4 protein-coding genes are annotated in these 6,414 nt (G+C 63.9%); 2 read left to right on the top strand and 2 right to left on the bottom strand.

Features of this window, described 5'->3' with window-relative positions; translation table 11 throughout:
• Window positions 1–166: 166 nt before the first annotated feature.
• Window positions 167–1,711, bottom strand: a complete 1,545-nt coding sequence (locus B5G28_RS10465) for a 4Fe-4S dicluster domain-containing protein (protein WP_087248546.1) — start codon at window positions 1,709–1,711, stop codon at window positions 167–169.
• Between the two features lie 265 nt (window positions 1,712–1,976).
• Window positions 1,977–3,284 carry a tRNA (N(6)-L-threonylcarbamoyladenosine(37)-C(2))-methylthiotransferase MtaB gene (gene mtaB / locus B5G28_RS10460; RefSeq protein WP_087248544.1) on the bottom strand — a complete coding sequence of 436 codons (1,308 nt, stop codon included), beginning with the start codon at window positions 3,282–3,284 and terminating at the stop codon, window positions 1,977–1,979.
• 264 nt (window positions 3,285–3,548) lie between these two features.
• Here mtaB and B5G28_RS10455 point away from each other — a divergent pair, with 264 nt between their 5' ends.
• Window positions 3,549–4,733, top strand: a complete 1,185-nt coding sequence (locus tag B5G28_RS10455; RefSeq protein ID WP_242967578.1) for a D-alanyl-D-alanine carboxypeptidase family protein — start codon at window positions 3,549–3,551, stop codon at window positions 4,731–4,733.
• Between the two features lie 346 nt (window positions 4,734–5,079).
• Window positions 5,080–6,411: a glucose-6-phosphate isomerase gene (locus B5G28_RS10450; protein WP_087248540.1), complete on the top strand. Its 1,332-nt coding sequence runs from the start codon at window positions 5,080–5,082 to the stop codon at window positions 6,409–6,411.
• Window positions 6,412–6,414 lie beyond the last annotated feature (3 nt).

The following is a 6,414-nucleotide window of genomic DNA, read 5'->3' as shown; positions in this document are numbered from 1 at the left end:
TCTCGTGTTCCTGAATGTGGCTGTATTTTCTGGGCATAGCAAAGACCTCCTGTAGTAGTTTTATTCTACCACAGGAGGCCTTCTTTTTTCACTGTCTACTTTTACTGGAGCAGTTCAGTGCCGGGGAGGGCGTCTCATTTCATCCGTGATGGGGAAATTTCAAGGATTATTCAAAGTTGGGGTCGTCCTTCAGCAGGTGGATGTTGGAGATGAAGGCGCTCTGCTCAGGATCGGTGAAGGGTGCGGAAGCCACATACTTGTTCAGCTGGACCGCGGTGCGGGTGGGATCGGCAATGGTGCCGGCGCCGCCGATGCAGCCGCCGGGGCAGCCCATGCCTTCCAGCAGGTAGCCGTTGTACTTGCCGGCCTTGGCCATCATCAGCATCTTCTTGCAGTCGGCCAGGCTCTGGGCGGAAGCAATCTTGACTTCCTTGTCGGGGTACCACTCGTGGATCTTGTCGGCGACAGCCTTGGCCACGCCGCCCGACTGGGCAAAGCCGCGGCCTGCGGCCGAGCCGTAGTGCAGCTCCTCCTCGCCCTCGGGCAGAGAGGTGAAGTCGATGTCGCGGGCCTCCATGACGCCGGCCAGCTCCTCAAAGGTCAGCACAAAGTCCACGTCGCTGCGGACATGGCGGCGGGAAGCCTCCAGCTTCTTGGCGGCGCAGGGTCCGATGAAGCAGATGCGGGCCTCGGGATCGGCGGCCTTGATCATGCGGGCAGTAAAGACCATGGGGGTCATGGTCATGGAGATGTTCTTGGCCATATCGGGGAACAGGGTCTTGGCCATCATGCTCCAGGCCGGGCAGCAGGAAGTGGCCATGAAGTTCAGCTTGCTGGGGACCTCCTCCAGGAAGTCGTGGGCTTCGTCCACGGTGCACAGGTCGGCGCCGATGGCCACTTCCACCGTCTCACAGAAGCCAACCTGGGCCAGAGCGGCGCGCAGCTTGGGGGTGGTGTTCAGGGCGGGGAACTGGTTGACGAAGGCGGGGGCCACCAGGGCGTAGACGCGGTCGCCGCGGTTGAAGCTCTGGATCAGCTGATAAATCTGGCCCTTGTCGGCGATGGCGCCGAAGGGGCAGTTGACCAGGCACTGGCCGCAGGAGACGCAGCGGGAATAATCGATCTCAGCACGGCCCAGGGCATCCGAATGGATGGCGCCCATGCCGCAGGCCGACGAGCAGGGACGCTCGGTCTTGACGATGGCGTGGTAGGGGCAGACGTCCACGCAGCGGCCGCACTTGATGCACTTGTCCTGATCGATGGTGGAGCGGCCCGACTCCCAGACGATGGCGCCCTTGGGGCACACTTCCATACAGGGATGGGCCAGGCAGCCCTGGCACAGGTCCGAGACCTTGACCATCTTTTCGGGGCAGCGGTTGCAGGCGAACTTGATGACGTTGATCAGCGGGGGATCATAGTACTTGTCCGCAATGTTGGCGTCCTCCAGCCCCGAGACGACGCTGTTGTGCTCGTCCATGCGGCGGGTGGGCAGGCCGATGGCCAGACGGACGCGCTCCTCGACGATGGCGCGCTCGAGGAAGATATCCTTGCGCAGTTTGCCCTCTTCGCCGGGGATGATGGTGTAGGGGATCTTGCGCATCATGTGGTTGGCCTGTTCGCCCTTGACGTTGGCATAGGCCATCCGGGCGACTTCGGTGAATACCGCCCGCCGGATCTGGATGACGGTGGTATTGATGCCTCTGAAGCTCATTCCAAACTCTCCTTTGCTTTGCAGAAAAACCTGGCTCACGCAGTGAAATCTGTGCCATGGGTTTGCCGGCGCAGAGGTACAGAAGACCGGTCTGTCTGCGCCATTTCATACGATTTTATTCTAACACATTTTGTCCGCCTTGAAAAGGGCAGAAGCGAAAAAAGCGTCAAGAAAATAACAAACGCCCTGCAAAAAAGTCCGGGCCGCCGCATTCGGGCGGCAGTCCGGACAAAAATCAGGGGGTGCAGGCGCCCCGGCGGGGCGCTCAGGTTTTCTTTTCCAGGAAGGCGGCGGACACCCGGGCGCCGTCGAAGCGGCCCAGCCGCACCCGCACGATGTCGCCCGAGGCGCAGCCCGGGGCCGACACCGACACCGGCACATACAGCCGTGTGTAGCCGGTGAACACGGTGGCCGAGACGGGGGTTTCCAGCAGGACTTCGTCCTCGGTGCCCTCCAGGTCGGCCAGGACCCGGAGGCTCACCTCCTCGGCCCGCAGGTGCATGGCCCGGCTGCGGCGCTGTTTTTCCCGCTCGTGGATCTGGTCGGGGAAGCTGAAGGCCGGGGTGCCCTCCCGGCGGGAGTAGGGGAATACATGGACCCGCAGGAAGCCCACTTCCTCCAGGAACGCGCAGCTGGCCTCAAAGTCGGCCTCGGTCTCCCCGGGGAAGCCGCAGATGCAGTCGGTGGTGAAGCTGACCCGCCGGCCGGCGTAGGCCTGGCGGATGCGGCGGACAATGTCCAGATACTGGGCGGTGGTGTAGGGGCGGCGCATCCGGCGCAGGGTGCTGTCGCAGCCGCTCTGGAGGCTCAGATGGAACTGGGGGCAGAGCTTGTCCACCGCCGCCAGACGGCGAATGCCCTCGTCGGTGAGCATGTCGGGGTCCAGGCTGCCCAGACGAATCCGGTCGATGCCCTCCACCTGGGCGCAGTGCTCGATCAGCTCATAGAGATTGGTGCCGGTGTCGGTGCCGTAGCTGGGCAGGGAGATGGCGCTGAGGACCACTTCCCGGTAGCCGGCGGCGGCCAGCTGGCCCAGCTCGGCCAGGATGCTGGATTCGGACCGGCTGCGGACCGGGCCCCGGGCCTTGGGGATGATGCAGTAGGCGCACTGGCGGTTGCAGCCGTCCTCCACCTTGATGAAGGCGCGGGTGTGGGTCTCGAACCGGTCCACCGGCATCTCCTCGAAGGACTCGCCCCGGACATGGGGCTGGATGGCCACAATCCGGTCGTGGCCGGCCAGCAGTTTCTGGACGTTGTCCAGGATGGCGCGGCGGTCGGTGTTGCCGCAGACCAGGTCGGCCTCCATCAGCTGGGCGGCGGCCTCGGGGAAGGCCTGGGGATAGCAGCCGGTCAGGACGGTGACGGCGCCGGGATTTTTCCGCTTGGCCTGACGCAGCCATTTGCGGCTTTTCTGGTCGCCGAAGTTGGTGACGGTGCAGCTGTTTACAATATAGACGTCGGCGGGCTCGCCGTCCGGCACCACGGTAAAGCCGCTGCGCTCGAACAGCTGTTCCAGGGCCTCGGTCTCGTTCAGATTGACCTTGCAGCCAAGGGTATAAAAACAAACGCGCATGGAAGTTCCTTTCCTGTCTGGGCGCCCCGCGGCCCGGGCTGAACCGCAGGGAAACAGCGGGGGAAAGGCGGGGCGATGGTGTGTTTTTGAGTATATCGAATCAAAGCGAAAAACGCAAGATCCAATCCTGCCGGACTGCCCGGGCCGGCGGCTGCATAAAATCACACTGGAGTGGTTGCGGGAAGCGGCGTCTGCCCGGGCCGCCCGGATACCGCCGCAGGCGCGGCCTAGAGGGATGGAGGCAAGAGAATGGTTCGTAGGAGTTTGGCTCTCAGTTGCGCGGCGGCGCTTTGTCTGTGGCTGGTGATGATGGTCTTTGCGCCGGCGGCGCAGGCCGCCGGGGAGGAGCCCGCCGCGGTGGAAACGGCGGTGGAGGCGCAGGCGGCGTCCCTTTCGCTGCCCTGCCGGACGGCCATCCTGATCGACCAGGACACCGGCACGGTGCTGTATGAGAAAAACGCCGACCAGCGGGTGCCCATTGCCTCCATCACCAAGGTGATGACCCTGCTGCTGACCTTTGAGGCGGTGCGGGCCGGCAAATTCACCATGGACACCCTGGTGCCGGTGAGCAACCATGCCGCCAGCATGGGCGGCAGCCAGGTCTGGCTGGAGCCGGGGGAGCAGTTCACCCTGGACGAGATGCTGCGGGCCATCTGCGTGTCCAGCGCCAACGACGCGGCGGTGGCGGTGGCCGAGCTGGTGGGGGGCAGCGAGGAGGCCTTTGTGGCCATGATGAACGCCAAGGCCGCCGAGCTGGGGATGACCGACACCACCTTTAAGAATGCCTGCGGCCTGGACACCGAGGGCCACCTGTCCACCGCCCGGAATGTGGCCATCATGAGCCGCACCATCCTGACCCAGTACCCCGAGGTGCTCCACTACAGCGGCATCTGGACCGACTCGCTGCGGAACGGCCAGACCATGCTGGTGAACACCAACAAGCTGCTGCGCCGCTACGACGGCATCACCGGCCTCAAGACCGGCACCACCGGCGGGGCGGGGGTGTGCATTTCGGCGTCGGCCACCCGCAACGGCCTGAATCTGATTGCGGTGGTGCTGGGGTCCAGCTCCAGCGCCGAGCGGTTTGAGGCGGCCACCAAGCTGCTGGACTACGGTTTCGCCAACTATGAGGCCGCCGTCCTGCCCGACCTGTCCGGCCGGCCCCTGTATCTGACGGTGACCGGCAGCGCCGACACCGAGATCCCCCTGGATTATTCCGCCCTGCCCGACCGGCTGCTGGTGCCCAGCGGCGGCGGCGCGTCCCTGGCGGCCGAGATCAGCCTGCCCGACAGCTGCGCCGCCCCGGTGAGCCTGGGGGATGAGGTGGGCACCGTCACCGTCACCAGCAGCGGGGAGACGGTGGGCTCCTGGCCCATCCGTGCCGCTGCTGACGCCGCCGAGATGGATTTTGACGCCGCCGTCCGCCTGATGCTGGAAAGCCTGTTCTGACGCTGGAGCCTCAGCGCCCTCCCGACCCCGGACCGGGCCGGGACGGGCGCTGTTTTGGCCCCGGAGGCCGGGGCCGGCGGCGCTTAAAACAGGACCAAAAGCCCAGATTTTCCCGAACGGTTTCACGATTTTGCAGTTTGACGCGAAAATTAACAGAATTTACAACAGACCCCAGAGGGCCCTTGTTAAAATTGTATGAATCCCGGGGATTTTGGCCTTGACTTTATCGGGGCGGGACGGTACACTTAGAGAAAGAATCTCGTCGCCGCCGGCGGCAGGGGCCTGTGTCCCCGCTGCCCGCAGCGCGGAACCATACAAGGAAGGAACAGTTTGGAGGCCTAGAATCATGAGCGTTTCGTTTAACACCAAGCACCTTTCTCCGTTCATCAACGAAGATGAGTTTGCAGCGATCTATCCCCAGGTGGCGTCGGCCCATCAGAGCCTGGAGGCCAAGAACGGCCCCGGCAGCGATTTCCTGGGTTGGATGTATCTGCCCCGCGACTATGATAAGGAAGAGTTCAGCCGCATCCAGGCTGCGGCCGAGAAGATCCGCAGCGACTCGGATGTGCTGGTGGTGGCCGGCATCGGCGGCAGCTATCTGGGCGCACGCGCCGTGGTTGAGGCCGTCAAGGGCGTCTACCACAACGAGCTGGAGCCGGGCCTGAAGGTCTACTTCTGCGGCAACAGCATCAGCCCCACCGCCCTGAACGACATCATTGCTCTGTGCAAGGGCAAGCGCTTCTCCATCAACGTCATCTCCAAGTCGGGCACCACCACCGAGACCAGCCTCGCCTTCCGCGTGCTGCGCAAGCTGCTGGAGGACCAGGTGGGCGTGGAGGAAGCCAACAAGCGGATCTACGCCACCACCGACCGGGCCAAGGGCACCCTCAAGCAGCTGGCGGACAGCCAGGGCTGGCCCACCTTCGTCGTTCCCGATGACGTGGGCGGCCGCTACTCGGTGCTGTCGGCTGTGGGCCTGCTGCCCATCGCCGCCGCCGGCATCGACATCGCCGAGCTGATGAAGGGCGCTGCCGACGCCATGGAGCGGTTCTCGGTCCTCAGCCCCGACAACGACGCTTACCGCTACGCCGCAGCCCGCAACATCCTCAACCGCAAGGGCAAACAGATCGAGATCCTGGAGTGCTACGAGCCCAACTTCGCCCTGATGAACGAGTGGTACAAGCAGCTGTTCGGCGAGAGCGAGGGCAAGGACAACAAGGGCCTGTTCCCCGCCAGCTGCATCTTCTCCACCGACCTGCATTCCATGGGCCAGTTCATCCAGGAAGGCACCCGGAACATGTTCGAGACCATCGTCAACGTCAAGACCCCCGCCCAGGACCTCTACATTGAGGAGCTGGAGGGCAACTTCGACGGTCTGAACTTCCTGGCCAACCAGAACATGAGCGTGGTCAACCGCAAGGCCATGGAGGGCACCATCCTGGCGCACACCGACGGCGGCGTGCCCCAGCTGCTCATCGATGTGGACGACCTGTCGGCCTACAACGTTGGTTACCTGATCTACTTCTTCTGGCGTGCCTGCGCATGCAGCGGCTACCTGCTGGGCGTCAACCCCTTCAACCAGCCGGGCGTCGAGAGCTACAAGAAGAATATGTTCGCACTGCTGGGCAAGCCCGGCTACGAGAGTCTGACCGCAGAGCTGGAGGCCAAGCTCCAGTAATCG

This window comes from Faecalibacterium sp. An77, from assembly GCF_002161315.1.
In the GTDB taxonomy this organism is placed as follows: Bacteria; Bacillota; Clostridia; order Oscillospirales; family Ruminococcaceae; genus Faecalibacterium.
Note: the sequence above shows the minus strand (reverse complement) of the source record. Positions and strands in the feature narration are given on the sequence as shown.

Bases quoted from the DNA above. Each gene is read 5' to 3' on its own strand.
- B5G28_RS10465 (WP_087248546.1), bottom strand. From the start codon at position 1,711: ATGAGCTTCAGAGGCATCAATACCACCGTCATCCAGATCCGGCGGGCG.
- mtaB (WP_087248544.1), bottom strand. From the start codon at position 3,284: ATGCGCGTTTGTTTTTATACCCTTGGCTGCAAGGTCAATCTGAACGAG.
- B5G28_RS10450 (WP_087248540.1), top strand. From the start codon at position 5,080: ATGAGCGTTTCGTTTAACACCAAGCACCTTTCTCCGTTCATCAACGAA.